This window comes from Brevibacterium yomogidense (assembly GCF_016107685.1).
GTDB classification, from domain to species: domain Bacteria; phylum Actinomycetota; class Actinomycetes; order Actinomycetales; family Brevibacteriaceae; genus Brevibacterium; species Brevibacterium yomogidense.
This window is the reverse complement of the sequence record NZ_JABASY010000001.1, coordinates 988,288-1,008,631: the sequence shown is the minus strand read 5'-3', so window position 1 is coordinate 1,008,631 and position 20,344 is coordinate 988,288. Positions and strand designations below refer to the sequence as shown.

Here is a 20,344-nt window from a genome sequence, read left to right as displayed (position 1 = left end):
GTGGCAGGTCCTCTGCGGATCGGCATCGTCGGAGCCGGTCCTCGCGGCCTCACCGTGCTCGAACGGCTGGTCGCCCACACCGCGCACGCAGGCACCGCCGCCGAGGCGCCCCGCAGCGTCCGCATCCACGTCCTGGATCCGTTCCCCCCGGGTGCGGGACGCGTGTGGCAGACGGCGCAGTCGCCGCACCTCCTCATGAACACGGTCGTCGAGGAGCAGACGGTCTTCCCCGACTCGTCGTGCCGGATGGCGCACACGGGGACGGGTCCCTCCATGGCCTCGTGGGCGGCTGCTCAGCAGTCTGCTCAGCAGCCTGCTGAGCAGGGAGTTCCACAGGCTTCCGCGCAGGCCGCCGAGCCCGATCGTCCCGGAGGTGTCTTCGCCCCACGTCGCACCTACGGCCGCTACCTCTCCTGGAGCTGGGACCGCATCACCTCCGGCGCCCCCGCACACGTGCGGATCGTCCATGAGCCGGTCGAGGTGACTGCGGTCCACGACGCCCCGTCGACTCCGGGTCCGGCGACCACTCCCCCGCCCGGACGCACGACCCTGCCGCCCCAGACGCTCTCGCTGTCCGACGGACGCACCCTCGAGGTGGACGCGGTCGTCCTCTGCGTGGGCCACATACCCGCAGCAGTGAGCGATGAACGAGCGGAGTGGCAGCGCTTCGCCCGGGACGCCGGACTCACCTATCTGCCTCCCGGCCTGCCGGCGGAGACCCCCGTCGACCGCCTGCCGGCCGGTGAACCGGTCCTCATCCGCGGGTTCGGCCTCAACTTCTTCGACCTCCAGTCGCTGCTGACCCACGGCCGGGGCGGGACGTTCCTCCCCGCTGACGGCGACGGCTCTCCCCTCACGTACTCTCCCAGCGGTGACGAGCCGGTCCTCGTCCCCGGGTCACGCCGGGGAGTGCCGTACCGCTCGAAGCCGATCACGTCGGAACATCCCCTGCCCACGAAGCCGTCGGCGCAGCTGCAGTTCTTCACGCACTCCACCGTCGACCGGCTGCCCGTCCGGGGCGATGGGCTGCGGTTCGACGAGCAGCTGTGGCCGATCATCCTCGCGGACCTGCGGTTCGCCTGGTACTCGGTGCTGGCGCGCACCCGTCCAGACGCCTTCGCGGAGGATCCTGCGAAGCTGCTGGGCGCTCTGCGGACCGCGGTCGACCGGGTCGTCCGTGCTGACGCCTCGCGCGAATCGGAACGCTGGCACATCCGTGAGGAGCGGGTGCTCACGCGGTCCGTCATCGAGGCGGAGCCGCACCTCATCTTCGACATGCGCCGCCTGCTGCGGCCGCTGGGCGACGATCCCTTCCCGCACCGGGACGCCCTCCGGGAAGCGCTCATGGACTTCCTCCGCGCGGACCTGGCGGAGTCGCTCGCGGGTCCGGACAGGTCTCCGCTCAAAGCGCTGTTCCCGGTCCTGTGGCGGGCCCGCACGCTGCTCAAGGAGCTCGTCGCCGACGACCGGATGTCTCCCGCCAGCTTCGTGCACGACGTGCGCGGATGGTTCGAGGACTTCGTGTCCGGCATGTGCGACGGGCCCCCGCCGCAGCGCTACGCGGAGCTCATCGCCCTCGCGGACGCGGGCCTCGTCGACTTCGCGGGACCGCAGGTCCGCATCACCCCGTCGCGGTCGGCGGAGACGGCGGCCTTCGTGGCGGCCAGTCCCGCCGTTCCCGGCACCCTCCGCGCCCGCGCCCTCATCGACGCGAGTTCGCCTGCGAACCGTGTCCTCCAGGCCGATGACACGCTCGTCCGCGGCATGATGGAGCGCGGTCAGCTGCGCGCCGCCGTCCACGAACTGGAGGACGGCACCCGCGTGCAGTCGACGGGGCTCGCCGTCACGGAGTCCCCGTACCGGACGGTCGACGCACACGACCGCATCCACCCTGCCCGCTACTGCATGTCGATCCAGCTGTCGTCCGTCCAGATGGGCCTCGCGATCGCCGCGAACCCGGACTCCGACGCGCAGACCCTGCGCGACGCGGATGCCGTCGCGCGCGCCGCCCTCGGCCTCGGCTGAGCGCTCAGGCGCCGCTGCGGGAGAGACGGGCGAGTCCGCTGCTGCCGGCCATCCGACTGCGGACGACGGCGGCGTACGCACCGACCAGTCCCACCACGAGCCAGCCCAGCAGACCGCCCACGGCCGCACCGACACCGGGTGCTCCCGCTGCGAGCGCCGCAACGCCGTTCATGGCCGGTGTGAGGGGCAGGATCGGTGCGAGCGCGTCGAACCATGCGGGCACGGCGCTCACGAGGCGCCCTGCGATCGCAACGACGACCAGACCGACCCCGATGAGCCTGCCCACTCCACCCAGCCACGCCGTGAGCGCGAACGTCACGGCAGCGAACGTGAGCGCCGCGAAGAGTAGCAGGAGGAGCAGCGGTGGGAAGTCGAAGATCGGCAGACCGAGGACCGCGTGGACGAGCACCGCGAGGACGACGGACTGGACGACGCCCACGACCAGCCCGGGTGTGAGGCCCGTGAACAGCACCTTCCACGACGGATCGCGTGAGGTGAGCGCCCGTGCCGGCACCGCCCGCACGATCGTGTAGGTCACCAGCGCGCCGATCCACATCGCCATGATGACGAGCAGCGCGACGGTCGACCCCTGCGTGAGCCCGGAGACCCCCGCCCGGTCCCCGCCGATCGCCTGGGACACGACCTCGGTGAGGTTGTCCCGCTCCTCCTGGTCGTAGCTGGGGACCTCGTCTGCGCCTTCGGCGATGCCGTCCGCGAACTCGCCCGTTCCGTCCGCCAGCTGCTCCGTGCCGTCCCGCAGCTGCTCCGTGCCGTCGGCCAACTGCACGACGCCGTCGGTGTACTGTCCCAGCCCGACCGTGTACTCGTGCATGCCGGTGCCCAGTTCGCCGGCTCCGTCCGCCAGTTGGTCCGCGCCGTCGGACAGCTGTCCGGCGCCGTCTCCCAACTGGCCCACGCCGTCGGCGAACGCTCCGGCTCCGTCGGCGAGCTGGCCGGCCCCGTCGCTGGACTGCTCGATGCCGTCGACGAGCGGTCCCACGCCATCGGCCAGCTGCTGGACACCGTCCGCGTACTCGCCGGTCCCGTCGGACAGGCCGGACGCCCCGTCGCGCAGCTGTTCGGATGCCGCGAGGAGCTGCGGTGCGCTGTCGGACAGTTCACCCATGCCGTCGGCGAGCTCCTGGACGCCGTCGGCAGCCTGCCCGATCCCGTCCGACAGGTCGGCGGCACCGTCGGCGACGCCACCGGCACCGTCCTTGAGCGACATGCCGGTCTCAGGGTCCTGCGCGTCGAGGCCCGAGGCCGCTCCGCCCAGTCCTCCCGCGAGCCCCGAGGCGAACCCGCGGAGGAACACGTCCTCGCACGCGGCCGGGTCGTCCCCGGCGTCGCACATCTGCGCGATCTGCCCCTCGAGCTGCGCGCCTTCGTCCGCGCCGATGACGCCCGCGTCGACGAGCGTGCTCACCGTGAGCGGCTGCGGTGACTGCGCGAGCTGGCCCGCTCCCTCAGCTCCATCTTCGAGGCCGCTCTGGTAGTCGCCGAGGCCGTCGGACACGCCCTGCGCGCCGTCGGCCAACTGGTCCGCGCCGTCGTCGAGCTCGTCCATCCCGTCGGCGAGGTCCTGGACGCCGCCGTCGTCGTCGCCTGCGAAACCGTCGATGATCTCGTCGACGCCGGTCGTGTACTCGTCGACGCCGTCGGACAGCTGGCTCGCGCCGTCGTCCAGGTCGGAGGCGCCGTCCGCCAGCTGCTGCGTCTGGTCGGGCAGGTCCGTGACTCCGTCCGACAGGTCGCCGAGGCCCCGTGACAGGTCCCCTGCCCCGTCGGCGAGGCCCTGGGCACCGTCGTCCAGCTCATCCACGCCGTCCGCCAGTGCGGAGGCACCGTCGGACAGCCCGGACGCGCCGTCCGCGATGCCGTCCACGCCGTCGCCCAGTGCGCCGGCGCCGTCGGCGATCTGGCCGGAGTTCTCCGACAGCTCACCGGCCCCGTCGGACAGTTCGCCCACACCGGAGTCGAGTTCGTCGGCGCCGGTCGCGAGCTGGTCAGCGGCATCCCCCATCTCGCGCATCTGGTCGCCCATCTCGTTGAAGCCCACGAAGACCCCGTCGAGGTACTGCTTCGACCACTCCTCGTTGAACATGGAGGTGGCAGCGGACGTGATCGCCTGGACGATGACCGTGTCCGCCAGGGGGGAGATCCGCGAGCTCACGACGTCGAGCGTCGCCTGCTCCGCGGCCATCGGGTCGTCGTCCGTCGCAGAGACGACTGCTTTGGAGAAGCCTTCGGGGATCGTGACGGTGGCGGCGTATCGGCCGTCCGACAGTCCCTCCTCCGCGTCGTCCTCGTCGGACAGCACCCAGTCGATGTTCTCGTCCTCGTCCGCATCGACGAGGCCTGCCGCCAGCTGGCGTCCCAGCGGCACCTGCTGCCCGTCGATCTCCGCGCCTTCGTCCGTGTTCACGATGGCGGCGGTGACGTGATCGAGCCGGTCACCGGCCTTCCACGTGGCGAAGACGAATCCCGCGGCGATGAGGACGGGGACGAGCACGAGGCCCACGAGGGTGAGCCAGGTGACTCTCTTGTCCGAGTCCGCACGTTCGAACATCGTCATCAGGGGGTACCTCCGGTGGAGTGGGCGGCGAGGCGGCCGGCCTCGAGATCGAGCTGTGTGTAGAGCACCTGGGCGGGGATCATCCAGTCCGCCCGCTGGTCGACGAGCCCCAGGACGACGGCGGATCCGGCCTCGATCGCGGCGGTCACGAGCGTGGCCGTCGCGTCGGCGGTGTCCCGGTCGTGCGGGCGGTCGGCGTGGTCGAGCACGAGGAGGGCGGGCGGGTTCTTCGCCATCCTGCGCATCGTCGCCGCGTCGACCATGAGCCCCGCGTCCGGTGAGTCGAGGGTGAGGAAGGGGACCTCGCGGCGGATCTTCCGGTTCTCCTCCGGCACGACCATGCCGGCGACCTTGAGGATGCCGTGGTCCGGGACGATCCGCCCGGACAGGGTGAGCAGGAGCGCGGAGGACCCGTGGCCGGACACGGCGAGCACGTCACCGGGCGACACGGACACGTCGATGTCCGCGTAGACGGCTTCACCGTCCGCGTGCTCGATGGCGAGGCTTTCGCCGTAGGCCGCGTAGTCCGCACCCGGGTGCGGCCAGTCCCGCAGCTCGACCTGGTGGACGAGGCCCTCGCCCTCCACGTCGACCTTCGGCAGGAGCCGGTCCAGCCAGCGCGGCAGGGCCCACGCCCGGTCCCCCAGGAGCGCCAGCACCGCGGGCACCAGGGTCATCCGGACGAGGAACGCATCGGTGAAGACACCGACCGCCAGGCCCAGCGCGATCGACTTGATGATGGGGTCGCCCGTCGGCACGAACGCACCGAACACCGCGATCATGATGATCGCCGCGGCGGCGACGACCTTGGCGGAGGCGACGAAGCCCTTGACGATCGCCGTCCTCGCATCCGCCCCGTGCACGTACGCCTCCCGCATCCCGGACACCAGGAACACCTCGTAGTCCATCGCGAGGCCGAAGAGGATGCCCATGAGGATGATCGGCAGGAAGCTGATGACCGGCCCCGTCTCCGCGATGCCCAGCGGCCCGGCGAAGATCCCTTCGTGGAACACGAGGACGACGGCGCCGAATGCGGTGATGACGGACAGCAGGAAGCCCAGCGTCGCCTTGATCGGCACGACCAGCGACCGGAACACGACCATGAGCAGCAGGAGCGAGAAGCCCACGACGAACACGCCGAACGGCAGCAGCGCCCCTCCCAGCTGTGAGCTGATGTCGATCGCGATCGCCGTCGAACCCGTCACCGCGATCTGGAACCCGTAGTCGTCGAGGAACTGCGATTCGAGCGCGCGGATGCGTTCGACGGTCGCCTCCGTCTCCGGGGAGTCGGGCGCGGTCGTCGGGATCACCTGGACGATGCCGGTGTCCGCGTTGCGGTTGGGGGTAGCCATGATGACCTTCTCGACGCCCTCGACCTCTTCGATGTCGTCGCCCATCGCCTCGATGTCGCCCAGGGGGTCGTCGGAGGAGATGATGTCCGCCGTGATGACGAGGGGTCCGTTGAAGCCTGCGCCGAACTCGTCCTCGATGAGGTCGTAGGACACCTTCTGCGCCGTCCCCTCCTCCGCGCCGCCGCCGTTCGGCAGGGCGAGTTCGAGCTTAGACGCGGGGATGAGGAAGAGCCCCAGGCCCACGATGATGACGATGATCGTGAGTGCGGGCCACTTGATGGCCGCGCCCACCCACCCGGCGTAGAAGCGCTGGGCGGGGGTCGGCCGGGCGGAGTCACCGGCCGGAGCGGAGGCCGTCGGGGCCTCGGCAGCGGGAGCCTGCGCCCCGGCAGCCTCGACCGGTGCGGCGGGCCGGGACCCGGTCGGGGCCTCGGCAGCGGTCTTCCTCCCCGTCCTGCGGGGCCTCCCCTCCTTGCGGGGCTTGGGACGCAGCCGGTCACCCGCGAAGCCCAGCAGGGCGGGCAGGAGGGTGAGCGACACGGCCACGGCCACGGCGACCGTGATCGCGGCGGCGATGCCCATGACGGCGAGGAAGGGGATGCCCGCGACGGACAGGCCGGTGAGGGCGACCATGACGGTCACTCCGGCGAAGACGACCGCGGATCCGGAGGTCGCGTTGGCCCGCGCGGCGGCCTCGTCGGCGGGGAGTCCCTCCTCGAGGAACATGCGGTGACGGGACACGATGAAGAGCGCGTAGTCGATGCCGACGGCCAGACCCAGCATGAGCGCGAGCATCGGGGTCGTCGAGTTCACGGTGAAGAACGCCGTCGACAGGACGACCAGCAGCAGGCCGATCGCGACGGCCAGCAGCGCCGACACGAGCGGCATGCCTGCAGCCCGCAGCGATCCGAGCGTGAGCAGGAGGACGACGAAGGCGACGATCACGCCGATCACTTCGACGATGGAGAGGCTGATGTTGGTGACGGTGAAGAGCTCTCCGCCCGGTGAGCCCTGCGACCCGTCCGGCAGGTCCGCGACGAGGTCGTCGACCGCGTCCTCGAGGTCCGTGAGCGTCGAATCGGGCAGGTTCGCGACCGCGTCGTCGTACTGCAGGGAGATGAGGACGGCCGAGCGGTCGTCGTTGACGGTGCCCTCGACCGCTTCGTCGAACGGCGACGTCGCCATCTCCACGTGCGGCAGATCGCCGAAACCGTCCACCGCGTCCTCGATCGCCTCACGGTAGGGGGCCTCGTCGATCCTGCCGCCGTCCGCTGCTGCCACGACCACCTGCGCGCTGGCGCCGGACACCTCCGGGAAGGTGAGCGCGAGGGAGTCGAGCGCCTCCTGCGATTCCGCCCCGGGCAGCTCGAAGTCGTCCTCGAAGGACTCGGAGAACAGTGCGACGGACCCGAGGATGATGGCGAGCAGCGCGAGCCACACGGCGACGACGGTCTTGCGGCGGTGGAAGCAGGACCGACCGAGGTCGTAGAGGAACGAAGACACAGGCTCCCTTTCGCACGGGACGTGAGCGGCGACCGATACAAGGATGTATCCGATACAGTCATGTATTCTGTCGGGTGTTCACCGCCGACGCAAACTCAGCGGACACCTAGCTCACGCCGCTTCCGGGCGCGCGGGCACACACTCCACGACGACCGACCGCAGAGGGGATCTGTGACTATCAGCGCGCGCCGTCAGCGCACCCGCACCGCCCTCCAGGAGGCGGCGCTCGTCGTGTTCGCCCGCCGTGGCGTCGCCGGCGCGTCGATCGAGGAGATCTGCGAGGAGGGCGGCTTCACCCGGGGCGCGTTCTACTCGAACTACGCGACGAAGGACGAACTGGTCCTCGCGATCATCGACGAGGAGTTCGCCCTCGCCGTCGAAGGCGCCTCCGGACTCATCGAACGGCTTCACGGCGACGGCGACCTGCACGACGGGCCGCGGGGGGCCTCGGGGGCGGGGGACGGTGCTGAGGGTGCCGGCGAACAGGAGGAGGGAGCCCAGGTAGCCGGTGCGCAGGAAGCGAGTGCACAGGGTGCCGGCGCGCAGGGTGCCGGCGCGCAGGAAGCGAGTGCGCAGGGTGCCGGCGCGCAGTCACCGGAACAGTCACCGGAACAGTCGCCGGACGACCCCCTGTCTCCCCGCGAGGTGCTGCGCCGCACACTCGAGGAGTTCCGCTTCCCGTTCTCCAGCGCTCCCGCCCGCATCATCGCGATGCGGGACATCGAACTCCACTCGCTGCGGCATCCGCAGCTGCGGGCGCGGCTCGACGACGTCATGCGATCGCACAAAGCCCGCCTCCACGCCGAGGTCTCGGACATCCTCACGCACTACGGGGCCCGCTCGACCATCCCCCTCACGACCCTCATCGACATCTGCCACTCCTGCTACGACACCGCCGCGACGGAAGCGGTCGTCGCCCGCCCCGACGCCGAGGTCGTCACGGTCGACCGGACGCTCCTCCTCACCGTCCTCATCGCGTTCGTGGAGTTCCCCGACCAGCCCTGCCCGGGACCAGCGCCGTCGGCCTCCGCCTGACGAGCCGCTGCGCGCCCCCTGCCTGACTGGTCTTCCGCCCTCATCCGACTAGTCTGTGGGGATGTCTTCCACTCCCGCCGACCATTCCGAGGCCTTCACCGCGTTCCTCGAGTCCATGGACGACCGGTTGGGCTCCTTCGTGGCCCACGGCCTGCCGGAGACGGTCGCCGTGGGCGACGACGACCGCACTTTCGTGAAGGATCTCACTCCCGCGTCCCTGCCGTGGGTCGAGGCGTACGCCGTCTCCCGCCTGCCGTCCCCGGCTCTCGCCTCCGCCCCGGCGAACCAGCGTCTGGCCGAGGACATCATGCGGTACGTGGGCGAGACGTTCATCCGCACACTCGGCGGCTCCTGGCAGCACGACCCGGACGGTCCCGACCACGGGATGCCCTTCGTGCGGATCCCGACTCCTGCCGCCGGCTCGGCAGTCTCAGACCCGGCAGCGGACACCGACGCCGAGGCCGGAGCTGGGGTCGCGGCCGGAGCCGGAACCGAGGCTGAGGCGGCGGTCGCGTCCGACGCCGAGGCCGCGGAGACGACCGATGTGTCCGTCCTCGGGCTGCTCATGACAGCTCTGCAGCGGCGCACCGGGGACGTCTTCGTCTCCGTCCTCCTGCAGACGGCGGACGCGGAGTCGGACGCCCCCTCCGAACGATGAGCGAGACGGCGGTGGCTGAGGGCCGCGCTCCCGCTGCGGTGCGACGCCGGTGGATCGTCCTCACCGTCCTCGCGCTGGTCGTGCAGATGGTGGCCCTGTATTCGCCGTCGTCCGGCGAATCGCTCTTCCCGACGCCCCCGCACACGGACAAGGTCTTCCACGCCGCGTCCTTCGCGGTCGTGACGACGTGTGCGCTTCTGGCGCGGCTGCCCCGGTGGATCGTCGTGAGCGTCATGCTGGCCCACGCAGCGCTGAGCGAACTCATCCAGTGGCGCTTCATCGAGTCCCGCTCCGGGGATCTGGCCGACCTCCTGGCGGACGCGCTCGGCATCGCGGTGGGCGTCCTCGTCGCGCGGATGGTCCTGCGCCGTCTCAGCCGAGCCAGCCGAGCCGGCTAAGCCGGCTGAGCCAGGTGTGGAGGCTAGGCTGATCCAGCTGAGCCAGGTGTATCAGGCGTGGAGGCTGATCCAGCTCCCGGCACCGATCATCGACGGGCTGCCTGCGGCCACGCCGACGCTGCGCGCGGCGGCGTCCATCCGGACGCTCACGAGGGTCGCGGGCCGCTTCCAGCGCGGCTTCTCGAAGTCGGCGATGAGGCTGACCGGAGCGTCGCGGTCCGTCGTGCGCAGGAGCGCCGTGAGCTCCGCCGCGGAATCAGCCCCCTGCATGCCGTCGATACGGCGGTCCAGCAGACTGAGGCGCTCGTGGGACTTCGTCTCCGCAGACAGTTCACGCGCACCCTCCTGCAGGGCGTCGGCGACGAAGTGGTTCGTGTGCGCAGCGATCCCGGCGACCGGCTGTTCGGCTTTGCCGCGCGGCCCGATCTCCACGACGAACGCTCCCTGGGGTGCGACGACGGTGATCGTCGAGGACGCGGACGTGGGGGCGGTGGCGATGATGTTCCGCGCTTCGTCGAGGCTCATCGCCCGGTTGAGGACCGCGGTGAGCACCGCGTGCACGGGGACTCCCCCACACCGGTCGCCGTCGTTGGCGAGGATGTTGAGCATGACGCCGACACCCGCCGCATTCACACCGATCTTCGCGAGCATCCCGGCTTCGGCGAACCCGACGTGGCCCACGGTGCCCTCCCCGGACGCGACGTCGTTCACGTGCCACAGGTGCGACAGTTCGAGGTGCCAGTCCCACGTCTGCGCGCCCACCGCAGACCCTTCCGGGGTGAGGGCGACTAGCGCGGAGCACTCCCCCTGCCCCTGTCCGGCTGCCGCGAGGATCTCCGTGCGGGCGATCACGAGCATCAGTTCGATCGGTGTGACACCTGCGGCGAGGGCGACGGACACGACTTCCGCGTGCTGCAGGGGGTCCCAGCACCTCAGCGCTTCGAGACTCGCCGCCGCAGCGCCGACCTGCCGTCGCTCGGCGATCCCCAACTCGTCGAACAGGCCGGAGTACCCGCGGATCGCGTCGTGGATGAGCGGTCGGAGCCGCTCCCCCCGCAGTCGACCGCGCTCCTCCACCGTTCCCGACGGGAGGCGCAGCTGCACGGGCCGGATGCGCTCGGGTCGCACGAGCGCACTGCTGTCGATGTCTGCGGTCACGACGTCCTGTCCGTATCGTCGAGCGCAGGCACCCTCATCCCGAGGTGATGCATGTGCGCGGCGGTCTCCATGAGAGCTGCATAGAGCTGGAACCCCGACAGTCCTTCGAAGCCGCGCGCCCACTGCATGCCGCGGCACATGGAGTAGACCGACTGGTCGTCCGTCTCCGCTGCGCGGGTCCGCAGCTCCTCCAATCGCTGGTCGTGGTGGGCGGACAGCTGCTCCGCGCGGACCTGCAGCCCGCTGAAGCGGAACCCGTGGGCAGGGGCGACCGCGACCTCTTCCGGCAGCCCCCGCATCCGATCGAGCGAGCCCAGGTAGTCGCCGAGGCTGTGGCTGATCGACGTGATGTCGAGCCCGATGTTCGGCGAGATCCCCGGCAGGACGTGGTCCCCGGAGAAGAAGGTGTGCGTCTCCTCGTCGTGGAGCGCGATGTGTCCGAACGTGTGGCCGGGGGTCCACAGGACACGGACCGTCCTGCCCTCGACCGGCAGCAGCATTCCGTCGTCGACTTCGAGCAGCGCGTCAGGCCAGTCGAACGCGAAGACGGTCCTGCTGGCCGATTCGGCAGTGCCTGCGAAGACGCTCGCGAGCTCACGCACGCGCTCTTCGGGTACCCCGAGGTTCTCCGAGAGTGCCAGGAGCGAGCCCTGCGTGGAGTGGGAAGCCCGCGTCCGGAAGGCCTCGACGGACGCGATGTCGTGGGGGTGCAACGAGAGCCAGGCGTCGGGCTGGAGGCTCAGCAGCGCCGGCACAAGGCCCAGGTGATCGCGGTGGTAGTGGGTCACCACGATGCCGACGATGTCTGCGGGCGAATAGCCCGCCCCCCGCAGGCCCTCGAGGAGTGCGTCCAGGCGAGGGGCTCCGTCCCACCCGGGATCGACGACGGCGACACCGTCGTCCGCGGCGAGGAGGTAGCTGTAGGTGTACCGCAGCGGGTTGTCGGGGATCGGTACGGGGACCGCCCACGTGCCCTCCGCGATCTGTTCGGGGGCTGGAAGCACCCGGTCTCTCCACGCCTGCGCCTGAGCGGTGCTGAGCGGGAGCAGATCAGTCTGCGCAGTCATCCGACCCCTTTCGTACAGTGCCGTCTGTCACAGTACAGTAACGGATGACTGACTGGTCAGTAAGCACCGTCTCGCGCCAGGACGACCCGCACGGTGCGGAAGAGGATGATGAGGTCCTGGATGATGGACCAGTTCTCGACGTAGTAGAGGTCGAGGCGCACGCTCTCCTCCCAATCGAGATCGGATCGCCCTCCGACCTGCCAGAGGCCCGTGATGCCCGGCATGACGGCGAGTCGACGCATGACGTCCGAACCGTACTGCTCGACCTCTGACTCCAGCGGGGGCCGCGGCCCCACCATCGACATCGACCCCAGGAACACGTTGAAGAGCTGCGGGAGTTCGTCGATCGAGTACTTGCGGATGAAAGCCCCGACGCGGGTGATGCGCGGGTCGTCCTTCATCTTGAAGAGCACTTCGTTGCCCGCCTCGGACGCCCGGAGTTCGGCCAGCTTCGCTTCGGCATCGACGACCATCGAGCGGAACTTGAACATGATGAAGGGGATGTTGTCCTTGCCGACGCGGCGCTGCGCGAAGAACACGGGGCCGCCGTCGTCCAGCTTGATGGCGATCACGGTGAGCAGGAGGATCGGCGAGATCACGACGATCCCCGCCGCCGAACCGAGGATGTCGAACGCACGCTTGAGCACCGCGCTGAAGCCGTCCAGCCGGGGCGTCGACACGTGGATGAGAGGGAGGTCCGCGACCGGATGCGAATGGATCCGCGGACCCGCCACGTCCGTGAGTGCGGGTGCGAGGATGAGGGAGATCGAATGGTCTGCCAGCTCCCAGCTGAGTGCGCGCATCAGGCGGGGGCTCAGGCCCCCTCCGGTCACTGCGACGACTTCGATCTCGTTCTGCAGCAGCACGTCGAGGATCGCGGCGACCGATCGGTCCACGCTCAGGACCCGCAGCGGCAGCTCGTCACCGTCGGGTGACTGCAGGCTGCGGCCGGGCAGGATCGCACCGTACGCGTCGAACCCCGAGGCGGGGGCCCGCGCGAAGCTGCGCGACAGCTGGAGGACCTCTCCGGGGCCGCCGATGATCGCCAGCCGACGGGTGAGATGCCCGCGCTGGCGCAGACGGACGATCACCTGGCGTGCGATCCACCGCCAGGCGACCAGGAGGACGAGGCCGACCGGAATCGCCACCGCGACATATCCGCGGGCCAGCTCGATCTCGAAGACGTAGGAGACGACCGCGATGGCACCGAACATGGCGAGCGTCGAGTTGCCGACGCGCCGGTACTCGAGCGCGCCCGATCCGATGACACGGATCTCCCACGCCCGCCACACGCCCAGGGAGACGAACCAGAGGACGCCGATCATGACGCCGATCAGCCAATACGGCACGTGCGTGATGTTCGCCAGGCGCGACTCACTCATGCCGAAGCGCACGGAATGAGCCGTGAAGATCGTCAGGGCGATGATGAGGACGTCGCCCGCGGCGATGCACCAGGGCAGCCGCGTCCGCCATCCTGTCTTCTGCGCCATCTGAGCCTTTCAGAACGTGGGCGTGCTCGAAACCGCCTTCGTCGAAGGCGGGACAATCATCGGTGCGAGTGCAGGGGAGAGCCCGTGAGCCGAGTTGCGGCGTCGCACTCGACAATGGGTTACTTTGCAGTATATATCCGTTTCGGAAGAACCTTTCGCGGATCTACCCGCGACCGCCTCGACCACTCGTACGACGAGCAGCACCCGCGCCACGGGTCCCACCCGCACGGCGCGTACCGCCCGGACCTCCCGTACCGATTCCGTATATCCGCTCTCATCGTACCGCCGGTCGACCGGCCAGTGAAATCCGCCCGAGCGCCCCGGAGTGCGCCCCCAGCGGAACGGTCACGGGCGGGCGGCGCGGACGACCTCGACCGGCGGCGGCTCCTGCTGCGAGGCTGCGAGGGCGGGCGCGGTCGAGGTCACCGCCGCCACCGGCAGCGCCCATGCGACGCCCGCAAGGACGTCCCGCCTCTTCGTCGAGCCCCGCTCCGCGAACCCGCTCGCACCCTGTTCAGCACTCATGCCCGCTCCCTCTCACGCAACCGTATGCGGACGTCGCTGCGCCGAGCAGCGGCGAGCGCGTCCGGACGGCATGCTACTAGATTCGGAGCAGTCTTTACCAGGTAGGAACCTTCGTGCGAGTAGCCTCACACTCGCTCCGATGGGAGCGCTCAGAGTCAGTCAGCGGATCCGCGACTGGTGCGGGCGCTCCGCGGCGGAGCTGCTGCGTCCGACTCGTCGTCCCCCGCTCCGTCTTCGTCGATGGCTTCGTCGTCGATGCCGTCACTGACGCTGCCGTCGTCCACGTCGTCAGCGCTGTCGTCAGCTCCGCCGTCGCCGGCACCGTCGTCGTCAGCACCGGCGGCACCGAGTCCGCGCTCGGCTGCGGGCCCTCGCGCAGCGGAGGGCGACCAGGCAGGCTTCGCAGGGATCCGCGGGAATGCGGGGGCCGACGCCGCTGGAACGGGATCGTCACGGCGATCCGACTCGTCAGAATCTTCGGCCAGACGCGCTGTCCCCGGCTCTCCCACCGGGTCGGCGGGCCCCGCCAGCTCGGTCGCCTCACTCTCCGAAGCATCGGCCACGCCGACCTCGGGCACCTCAGCCGGGTCAGACTCAGCCGGGTCAGACTCAGCCGACGGGTCCGCGTTCTCCCCGTCCCCGTCCCCGTCGACCTGAGCGGTGAGACGCGACCGGTCGTCGTCGAGCCCTGCTCGGTCAGGGAGAACGTCGGCGCCTGCCGCGATCCCGTCCTCGTCGCCCTCGTCGTCCGTGCCGTCCACGCGCAGTGACTCGTCATCCGCCGGTGCAGCATCGGACGCCCGGTCGGCCGCCGCCGATGCGGCTGTACCCGCATCCCCGGCACTCGAGGCATCAGCACTGATCTTCATGTCGCTCACGCCGGTGTCTCCGACGCCTGTGTCTTCGACGCCCAGCGTCTCTACCAGCGCTGCCAGCGGGACGATGAGCCACGCGGGCCGGTTGCGCAGCTCCGACACCACTTCGACGAGGAGTCGGTCGATGAGTGCGGCACGCAGCACCGGGTCGACGAGCGCCGTGGTCTCACCCCGGGCATGGGAGTAGCCGGACAGGAGCGAGTTCGCCGTCTGCCGGTACCAGAGATGCTCCGGCGCGTCGAGGTAGTCGTCGCGCAGATCCTCTTCCAGTCCGTGCGTCGCGAGTGTACGGAAGCGGGGCTCCGCGTCGGCGAGCGCCTCCGACCGCTGCAGCCACGCGTAGCCCGCCGCGTAGTCGATGCTCCGCACCATCGCGACGAGATCGATCTCCACGGGGCGCGGTTCGTCACGACCCACCCCGAAACCGATGACACGAGGGCCCTCCGCCGTGCCGACCGTGATGTGGTCGAGGGTCAATTCCCCGTGGATCCGCTGCAGCTCACCGATGCTCTCCAGGTCATCGAGTCCATCCGCGTGAGCCCGCAGACGACCCTCGAGGGAGGACAGCGCACCAGGCGCCCGGTTCAGCGCCCACTCGACACGCTCCCGCCACTTCCTCACGAGCCGCCGCGTCGGATCGCCTTCGCCGCGCACACGGCCGAACTCCGCTGCCAGGTCGACGTGGAGCCTCCCCACGACGGAACCCAGGACGGACGCCTGCCGGTTGAAGGAGCCGACGGAACCGGAATCGACGACCAGCACCTTCTCCGCGGCGGACCTCCACGCGCGGCGGGAGCCCGGCAGCGCATGGGCGAGCAGGGCGAACGGCGCCGTGATCGTCGTGAGGTCCGCATCGTCGTACCACCGCGTGTGCGACCACCCGATGACGGGATGCACCGTCGGGGATTCCACTGCGGTGAGTGCCAGGGGGTACCGCACGGCGGGAGGGTTGTCCGATCCGATCTCCCGCAGGATCGTGAGCGCATACGTGCCGTCGGGCCCGTCGATCTCCACCCGGGACTCACTGCCCAGCCCCTCGGTCCGTCGGAACCTGTGCTCACGGGCCCGCTTCAGCAGGGACACCCCGTAGTCGTCGTGGCTCCGCTGATCCGCCGGCGACCGCCCCTCCCGCGGCAGCGGAGAGCTCTGCGTGTCCGCGAGCGGCAGTTCGTCACCGGCGAGCGATGACTGGAACTCCTCCCCCGATCCGGACCGCGCATCCGCGATCGCATCCGCAAGGGCCAGCACGAACACGGGGTCCGCTGCACCGTCGTACACGTAGCTCTTCCCCAGCAGCAGGTCGTCGACCGTGCCGACCAGGTGGGGGCGGAGGGAGAAGTCCTCCACTGTGCGCACCGTCAGCGGCACGCACAGGCGGGTGTGCCGCAGCGGTCCTCGGACGGTGAGGACGACGAGCAGGCACTGCACAGTCCCTGTGTCCCCGTCGGAGACCTCGGTGATCCGGACGACGGACTGGGGAGTCACATCGGGTTCTGCGCCCACGCGGGACCCCAGTGCGGGCATCCACCGCTGGCGCGGGAGCCAGCGGACGAGCAGATGCTCAAGATCGCTGCTGATGGCCATGCGTGGTCCCTCCGCTTCTCGACCGGCTGTGTCCGTGCACCGGCGCACGCGTTCACAAACTCTAGCCAACCACAGGACCGCAGTGTGGGACGGACAGGCCGGGAGCGGACGGCTATCTGGACGTTCGCACACAGATCCTCCCGGATGACGCACAATTGGAGCGTGTTGATCCAAGAGAAGTCCCGCCGCGCCCTGCCCACCGCCGACGATGTCGAAGCGGCGTCCATGCGGATCGCAGACGAGGTCATCACCACCTCGCTGCACATCTCCGACCGCCTGTCCGCGGCGACCGGCGCGCGGATCTACCTCAAGCGCGAAGACCTGCAGCCCGTGCGCTCCTACAAGATCCGCGGGGCGTTCAACTTCCTCCTCCAGCTGTCGTCGGCGGAACGGCAGCGCGGGGTCGTCTGCGCCTCCGCCGGGAACCACGCGCAGGGGTTCGCCCGTGCGTGCGCCGCGCTCGGGGTGGCGGGCACGATCTTCGTCCCGAAGACGACGCCGCGGCAGAAGGTCGAGCGCATCCGCCACTTCGGTGGTCGGCACGTCGAAGTGATCATCGAGGGGTCGACGTACGACGACGCATCGGACCTCGCGAAGCGACACGCACAGGTGACCAACGCACTCGTCGTCTCCGCGTTCGACGACCCGCTCACGATCGCGGGGCAGGGCACGATCGCGCAGGAGATCCACACTCAGCTCCCCCAGGACCCGGACGTCATCGTCGTGCCCGTGGGCGGCGGCGGGCTGCTCGCCGGCGTCGTCGCCTACGCCTCCGTGCACATGCCCAGCACCACGGTGGTGGGGGTCGAACCCGAGGGTGCTGCCTCGATGATGGCGGCGATGGCCGCGGGCCGCCCGGTCACTCTCAGCAACATCGATTCCTTCGCGGACGGCGCGGCGGTGCGCCGGGCCGGCGACTTCACCTACGAACTGCTGTCCCAGCACGACGTCCCGCTCTTCACGGTGCCGGAGGGCCGGACGGCGACGGAGATGCTCGACCTCTATCAGGTCGAAGGCATCATCGCGGAGCCCGCGGGCGCGCTGGCGTCCGCCGCCGTGGGCCCGTCCGGGTCCGGGGCGCCGGTCACGGTCGCCCCCGATTCGACGGTGGTGTGCATCATCAGCGGCGGCAACAACGACATCAGCCGCTATCCGGAGGTCCTCGAGCGGTCGCTCGTCCACGAGGGGATCAAGCACTACTTCATCGTGGACTTCCCGCAGGAGCCCGGCGCTCTGCGCCGCTTCCTCAACGACGTGCTGGGCCCCGACGACGACATCGCGATGTTCGAGTATGTGAAGCGGTCCGACCGAGAGACGGGCCCCGCGTTCGTCGGCATCACCCTGGGCAGCCCGTCGGATCTGAGTGGCCTGCTCGAGCGGATGGACGAGTCGCCGCTCCAGATCGAGCGGGTCAGTCAGGACTCGCCGCTCTTCCGCATGTTCGTGTGACCGGGCTGCCCGTGTGAGCCGCATGTTCGTGTGACCGGACTGCCCGTGCGGGCGGACCGTGGCGGTGACCGGGTCGTAGAGTGGTGGCATGCGTGCAATCACTCTCACCGAACACGGCGGTCCCGACGTCCTCGCGGTCTCCGATATCCCCGCACCCACTGCACGGCCCGGCAGCGTCGTCGTCGCCGTCCACACTGCGGGCCTCAACCGTGCGGACCTGCTCCAGCGCCAGGGCCACTACAACCCGCCCGCCGGCGCGAACACCGCGCACGAGGTCCCGGGCCTCGAGGTCTCCGGCACGATCGCCGCTGTGGGCGAGGACGTGTCCGGCTGGGCGGTCGGTGACAGAGTCGCCGCCCTGCTCACGGAAGGCGGCTACGCGGAGCAGGTCGAGGTCCCGGCCGGTCAGCTGTTCGCTGTTCCGGACGGTTTCCCCCTCGCCGAGGCCGCAGCCCTTCCCGAAGTGCTGTGCACCGTCCACTCGAACGTCTTCACGGCCGCGGGTCTCAAGCCCGGAGAATGGCTGCTGGTCCACGGCGGAGGGTCCGGCATCGGAACGGCCGCGATCCAGATGGCGAAGGCCCACGGCGCGAAGGTCGCGGTGACGGTCGGCAGCGACCGCAAGGGCGATTTCTGCCGCGACCTGGGTGCAGACGCGGTCATCAACTACAAGGAGGAGGACTTCGTCGAGCGGATCCGGGAGATCACCGGTGTCGACGGTGAACCGGGCGATGGCGCGGACGTCATCCTCGACGTCGTGGGCGCCAAGTACCTGGATCGGAACCTCAAGGCGCTCGCGCTCGACGGCCGTCTCACGATCATCGGACTGCAGGGCGGTGTGAAGGCGGAGGCGAACCTGGGGCTCATGCTCCCCCGCCGCCTCACCGTCATGGCGACGACGCTGCGTGCGCGTCCGGCGGATCAGAAGGCGCAGATCGTCGAGGACGTCGCGGAGTTCTGGCGACTGGCGATGACGGGTGACATCAAGGCGATCGTCGATTCAGTCTTCCCGCTGGAGGACACCGGGGAGGCCCACGCGCGCATGGAGGCGGGCGACAACATCGGCAAGATCCTCCTGTCGGTCGCCGCGGACGACTGAGCCGGGCCCGGCTGAACCAGGGCCCCACCTGAACCAGGGCCCAGCTGAACCGGGATCCGCGACCGAGCCGGCACCCACAGGTGAGCAGGAGGAGCATGGGACTGCTGTCCGTCTTCCGACGCGACCGCCGCAGTGACGAGGAGCGGCGGTTCGGCACGGGGCTGTGGCGTCAGCACCGCGACCGGTTCTCGCGCGCGGTCGACCGGTTCTACGAGACGACGAGCACGCTGCACCGGGATTTCGGGGACACGGACTCTGCACCGCAGATCGACCTGCTCGCACAGCTCACGCTCACGCTCAACGACCTGGATGAGCGCGTCGCGTGGCTGTCGGAGACGGCGCAGCACGAGGTTCCGCTCGACGACCTCGTGTTCCCCGCCGAGGGCCGCATCCGCCTGGGAGATGTGCCCGAGCACCTGTCCCGGGCATCGGCGCTCGTCGCGCAAGCCGCCCAGTCCGCTGCGATGCTGCGGGCCGGACTGGTCGTGCCGACCGGCACTCCACAGCCCGTGGCGGCCCGGTACGCGGAATCGGCTCGCACGTACGTGGTCCAGGCCGACCGTCTCATCGCCGAGGCCGAGGCCGCACTTCCTCCCGACCTCCGCCCCCGGCCCGAGAGGCCTGAACCGGGCGCTGGTTCTCGGGGCTGAGGCCGGGGGTGCTCAGGACTGCAGGAGAGGGGATTCGAGTCCCAGCTTCTCCACGAGAGCGGTCGCGAGCCCGTCCTCCTCGACCGTGCCGGTCACGACACTCGCGTGGGACTTCAGTTCGTCGCCCGCCTGCCCCATGACGATGCCGTATTCGACCCACTCCATCATCTCGAGGTCGTTGCTGCCGTCACCTGCGCCGATGGTGTTCTCCCGCGCGACGCCCAGCAGTTCGCTCACGATCTCCAGACCGTGCGCCTTCGACACCCCTTCGGGTGCGATGTCCAGCCAGTTGCTCCACCCGACGGAGTACGCCACCCCGTGAAGACCCACACGCTCCACGGCGTCTCGGAACTCTTCGGACGTGCCATTGGGCTCTCGCAGGACGATGCGCGTGGCGCGGTGCTGCTTGAGCTCATCGAACGGGACGATCGTGAAGCCCTCCATGTCCGCGATTTCGCCCGTGGGGAATTCGGCGGACGCGTAGCGATCGAGGTTCTCGTCCTCCACCATGTAGAGCGCGGTCGGCATGACGTCGGCCATGCGGTCCAGTGCCGGTGCCGGGTCGAAGGTCTCGACCTGATGCACCTCCCAGCCCTTGGGGCTGTCAGGGTCGAGCCGCACGACGACCGCGCCGTTCGACGCGACGACATAGCCTTCGGTGAGCCCCAGGCGGTTCGCCGTCTCCAGCGCACCCCCGACGGATCGACCGGTGGCGACGACCAGATGGTGTCCGGCCTCCACCGCCGCGCCGAGTGTCTGGCGCACCACGTCGGTCAGCCGGTTGTCGTAGTCGACGATCGTGCCGTCGACGTCGAGCGCCAAGAGCTGCGGATGGGTGACGGTCGTGCTCACCGGTGATCTTCTCCTGTCATCGGGGGCGCGCTGCCACCGTGTCGTGGCG

Annotated in this window: 15 protein-coding genes; 7 read left to right on the top strand and 8 right to left on the bottom strand. The window is 70.0% G+C overall.

The features are described from left to right. Positions 1 to 2,025, top strand: a complete 2,025-nt coding sequence (locus JFC09_RS04155; protein ID WP_198392676.1) for an FAD/NAD(P)-binding protein — start codon at positions 1 to 3, stop codon at positions 2,023 to 2,025. Between the two features lie 4 nt (positions 2,026 to 2,029). Here JFC09_RS04155 and JFC09_RS04150 read toward each other — a convergent pair whose 3' ends face one another. After that, entirely contained in the window at positions 2,030 to 4,600 is a 2,571-nt protein-coding gene (locus tag JFC09_RS04150; RefSeq protein WP_198392675.1) for a YhgE/Pip domain-containing protein, read from the bottom strand. Then, the gene (locus JFC09_RS04145) at positions 4,600 to 7,455 is read right to left on the bottom strand and encodes an MMPL family transporter (protein WP_198392674.1); all 2,856 of its coding nucleotides are present in this window, start codon (positions 7,453 to 7,455) and stop codon (positions 4,600 to 4,602) included. Before JFC09_RS04145 ends, JFC09_RS04150 begins: the two co-directional genes overlap by 1 nt. A 171-nt stretch (positions 7,456 to 7,626) precedes the next feature. Between JFC09_RS04145 and JFC09_RS04140 the strand changes: the two genes are divergently transcribed. From JFC09_RS04140 to JFC09_RS04130, 3 genes are all read left to right on the top strand, one after another. Continuing rightward, positions 7,627 to 8,490, top strand: coding sequence for a TetR family transcriptional regulator (locus JFC09_RS04140; protein ID WP_332839636.1), 864 nt, complete (start codon positions 7,627 to 7,629; stop codon positions 8,488 to 8,490). Between the two features lie 61 nt (positions 8,491 to 8,551). Beyond that, the gene (locus tag JFC09_RS04135; RefSeq protein ID WP_198392672.1) at positions 8,552 to 9,148 is read left to right on the top strand and encodes a hypothetical protein; all 597 of its coding nucleotides are present in this window, start codon (positions 8,552 to 8,554) and stop codon (positions 9,146 to 9,148) included. Further along, positions 9,145 to 9,546, top strand: coding sequence for a VanZ family protein (locus JFC09_RS04130; RefSeq protein ID WP_198392671.1), 402 nt, complete (start codon positions 9,145 to 9,147; stop codon positions 9,544 to 9,546). Before JFC09_RS04135 ends, JFC09_RS04130 begins: the two co-directional genes overlap by 4 nt. A 51-nt stretch (positions 9,547 to 9,597) precedes the next feature. On the opposite strand, the gene JFC09_RS04125 is transcribed toward JFC09_RS04130, so the two are convergent. The 5 genes from JFC09_RS04125 to JFC09_RS04105 all read right to left on the bottom strand — a co-directional run bounded on the left by JFC09_RS04125 (position 9,598) and on the right by JFC09_RS04105 (position 16,245). Then, positions 9,598 to 10,704: a C45 family autoproteolytic acyltransferase/hydolase gene (locus JFC09_RS04125; RefSeq protein WP_198392670.1), complete on the bottom strand. Its 1,107-nt coding sequence runs from the start codon at positions 10,702 to 10,704 to the stop codon at positions 9,598 to 9,600. Beyond that, the gene (locus tag JFC09_RS04120; RefSeq protein ID WP_198392669.1) at positions 10,701 to 11,771 is read right to left on the bottom strand and encodes an MBL fold metallo-hydrolase; all 1,071 of its coding nucleotides are present in this window, start codon (positions 11,769 to 11,771) and stop codon (positions 10,701 to 10,703) included. The genes JFC09_RS04125 and JFC09_RS04120 overlap by 4 nt, the downstream gene beginning before the upstream one ends. 56 nt (positions 11,772 to 11,827) lie before the next feature. After that, positions 11,828 to 13,261: a sugar transferase gene (locus JFC09_RS04115; protein WP_198392668.1), complete on the bottom strand. Its 1,434-nt coding sequence runs from the start codon at positions 13,259 to 13,261 to the stop codon at positions 11,828 to 11,830. 345 nt (positions 13,262 to 13,606) lie between these two features. Further along, the gene (locus JFC09_RS04110; RefSeq protein WP_198392667.1) at positions 13,607 to 13,786 is read right to left on the bottom strand and encodes a hypothetical protein; all 180 of its coding nucleotides are present in this window, start codon (positions 13,784 to 13,786) and stop codon (positions 13,607 to 13,609) included. A gap of 155 nt (positions 13,787 to 13,941) precedes the next feature. After that, the gene (locus JFC09_RS04105; RefSeq protein WP_198392666.1) at positions 13,942 to 16,245 is read right to left on the bottom strand and encodes a maltokinase N-terminal cap-like domain-containing protein; all 2,304 of its coding nucleotides are present in this window, start codon (positions 16,243 to 16,245) and stop codon (positions 13,942 to 13,944) included. Between the two features lie 144 nt (positions 16,246 to 16,389). On the opposite strand from JFC09_RS04105, the gene ilvA reads away from it, so the two are divergent. The 3 genes from ilvA (at position 16,390) to JFC09_RS04090 (ending at position 19,443) form a co-directional block, all read left to right on the top strand. Then, complete coding sequence (ilvA, locus tag JFC09_RS04100; RefSeq protein ID WP_198392665.1) at positions 16,390 to 17,694, top strand: threonine ammonia-lyase IlvA; 1,305 nt, start codon at positions 16,390 to 16,392, stop codon at positions 17,692 to 17,694. 88 nt (positions 17,695 to 17,782) lie between these two features. Then, positions 17,783 to 18,793: an NAD(P)H-quinone oxidoreductase gene (locus JFC09_RS04095; protein ID WP_198392664.1), complete on the top strand. Its 1,011-nt coding sequence runs from the start codon at positions 17,783 to 17,785 to the stop codon at positions 18,791 to 18,793. A gap of 95 nt (positions 18,794 to 18,888) precedes the next feature. Then, positions 18,889 to 19,443 (top strand): hypothetical protein, encoded by a 555-nt coding sequence (locus JFC09_RS04090; protein ID WP_198392663.1) that lies wholly within the window; start codon positions 18,889 to 18,891, stop codon positions 19,441 to 19,443. A 12-nt stretch (positions 19,444 to 19,455) separates the two neighbouring features. Here the strand turns inward: JFC09_RS04090 and JFC09_RS04085 are convergent, their stop codons facing one another. Further along, a complete protein-coding gene (locus JFC09_RS04085) occupies positions 19,456 to 20,295 on the bottom strand; it encodes an HAD family hydrolase (protein ID WP_198392662.1) in 840 nt (279 codons plus the stop codon). Positions 20,296 to 20,344: the final 49 nt, after the last annotated feature.

Coding starts and splice junctions, on each gene's coding strand:
- JFC09_RS04150 (WP_198392675.1), bottom strand. CDS start 4,600: ATGACGATGTTCGAACGTGCGGACTCGGACAAGAGAGTCACCTGGCTC.
- JFC09_RS04135 (WP_198392672.1), top strand. CDS start 8,552: ATGTCTTCCACTCCCGCCGACCATTCCGAGGCCTTCACCGCGTTCCTC.
- JFC09_RS04130 (WP_198392671.1), top strand. CDS start 9,145: ATGAGCGAGACGGCGGTGGCTGAGGGCCGCGCTCCCGCTGCGGTGCGA.
- JFC09_RS04120 (WP_198392669.1), bottom strand. CDS start 11,771: ATGACTGCGCAGACTGATCTGCTCCCGCTCAGCACCGCTCAGGCGCAG.
- JFC09_RS04115 (WP_198392668.1), bottom strand. CDS start 13,261: ATGGCGCAGAAGACAGGATGGCGGACGCGGCTGCCCTGGTGCATCGCC.
- JFC09_RS04110 (WP_198392667.1), bottom strand. CDS start 13,786: ATGAGTGCTGAACAGGGTGCGAGCGGGTTCGCGGAGCGGGGCTCGACG.
- JFC09_RS04105 (WP_198392666.1), bottom strand. CDS start 16,245: ATGGCCATCAGCAGCGATCTTGAGCATCTGCTCGTCCGCTGGCTCCCG.
- ilvA (WP_198392665.1), top strand. CDS start 16,390: ATGACGCACAATTGGAGCGTGTTGATCCAAGAGAAGTCCCGCCGCGCC.
- JFC09_RS04095 (WP_198392664.1), top strand. CDS start 17,783: ATGCGTGCAATCACTCTCACCGAACACGGCGGTCCCGACGTCCTCGCG.
- JFC09_RS04090 (WP_198392663.1), top strand. CDS start 18,889: ATGGGACTGCTGTCCGTCTTCCGACGCGACCGCCGCAGTGACGAGGAG.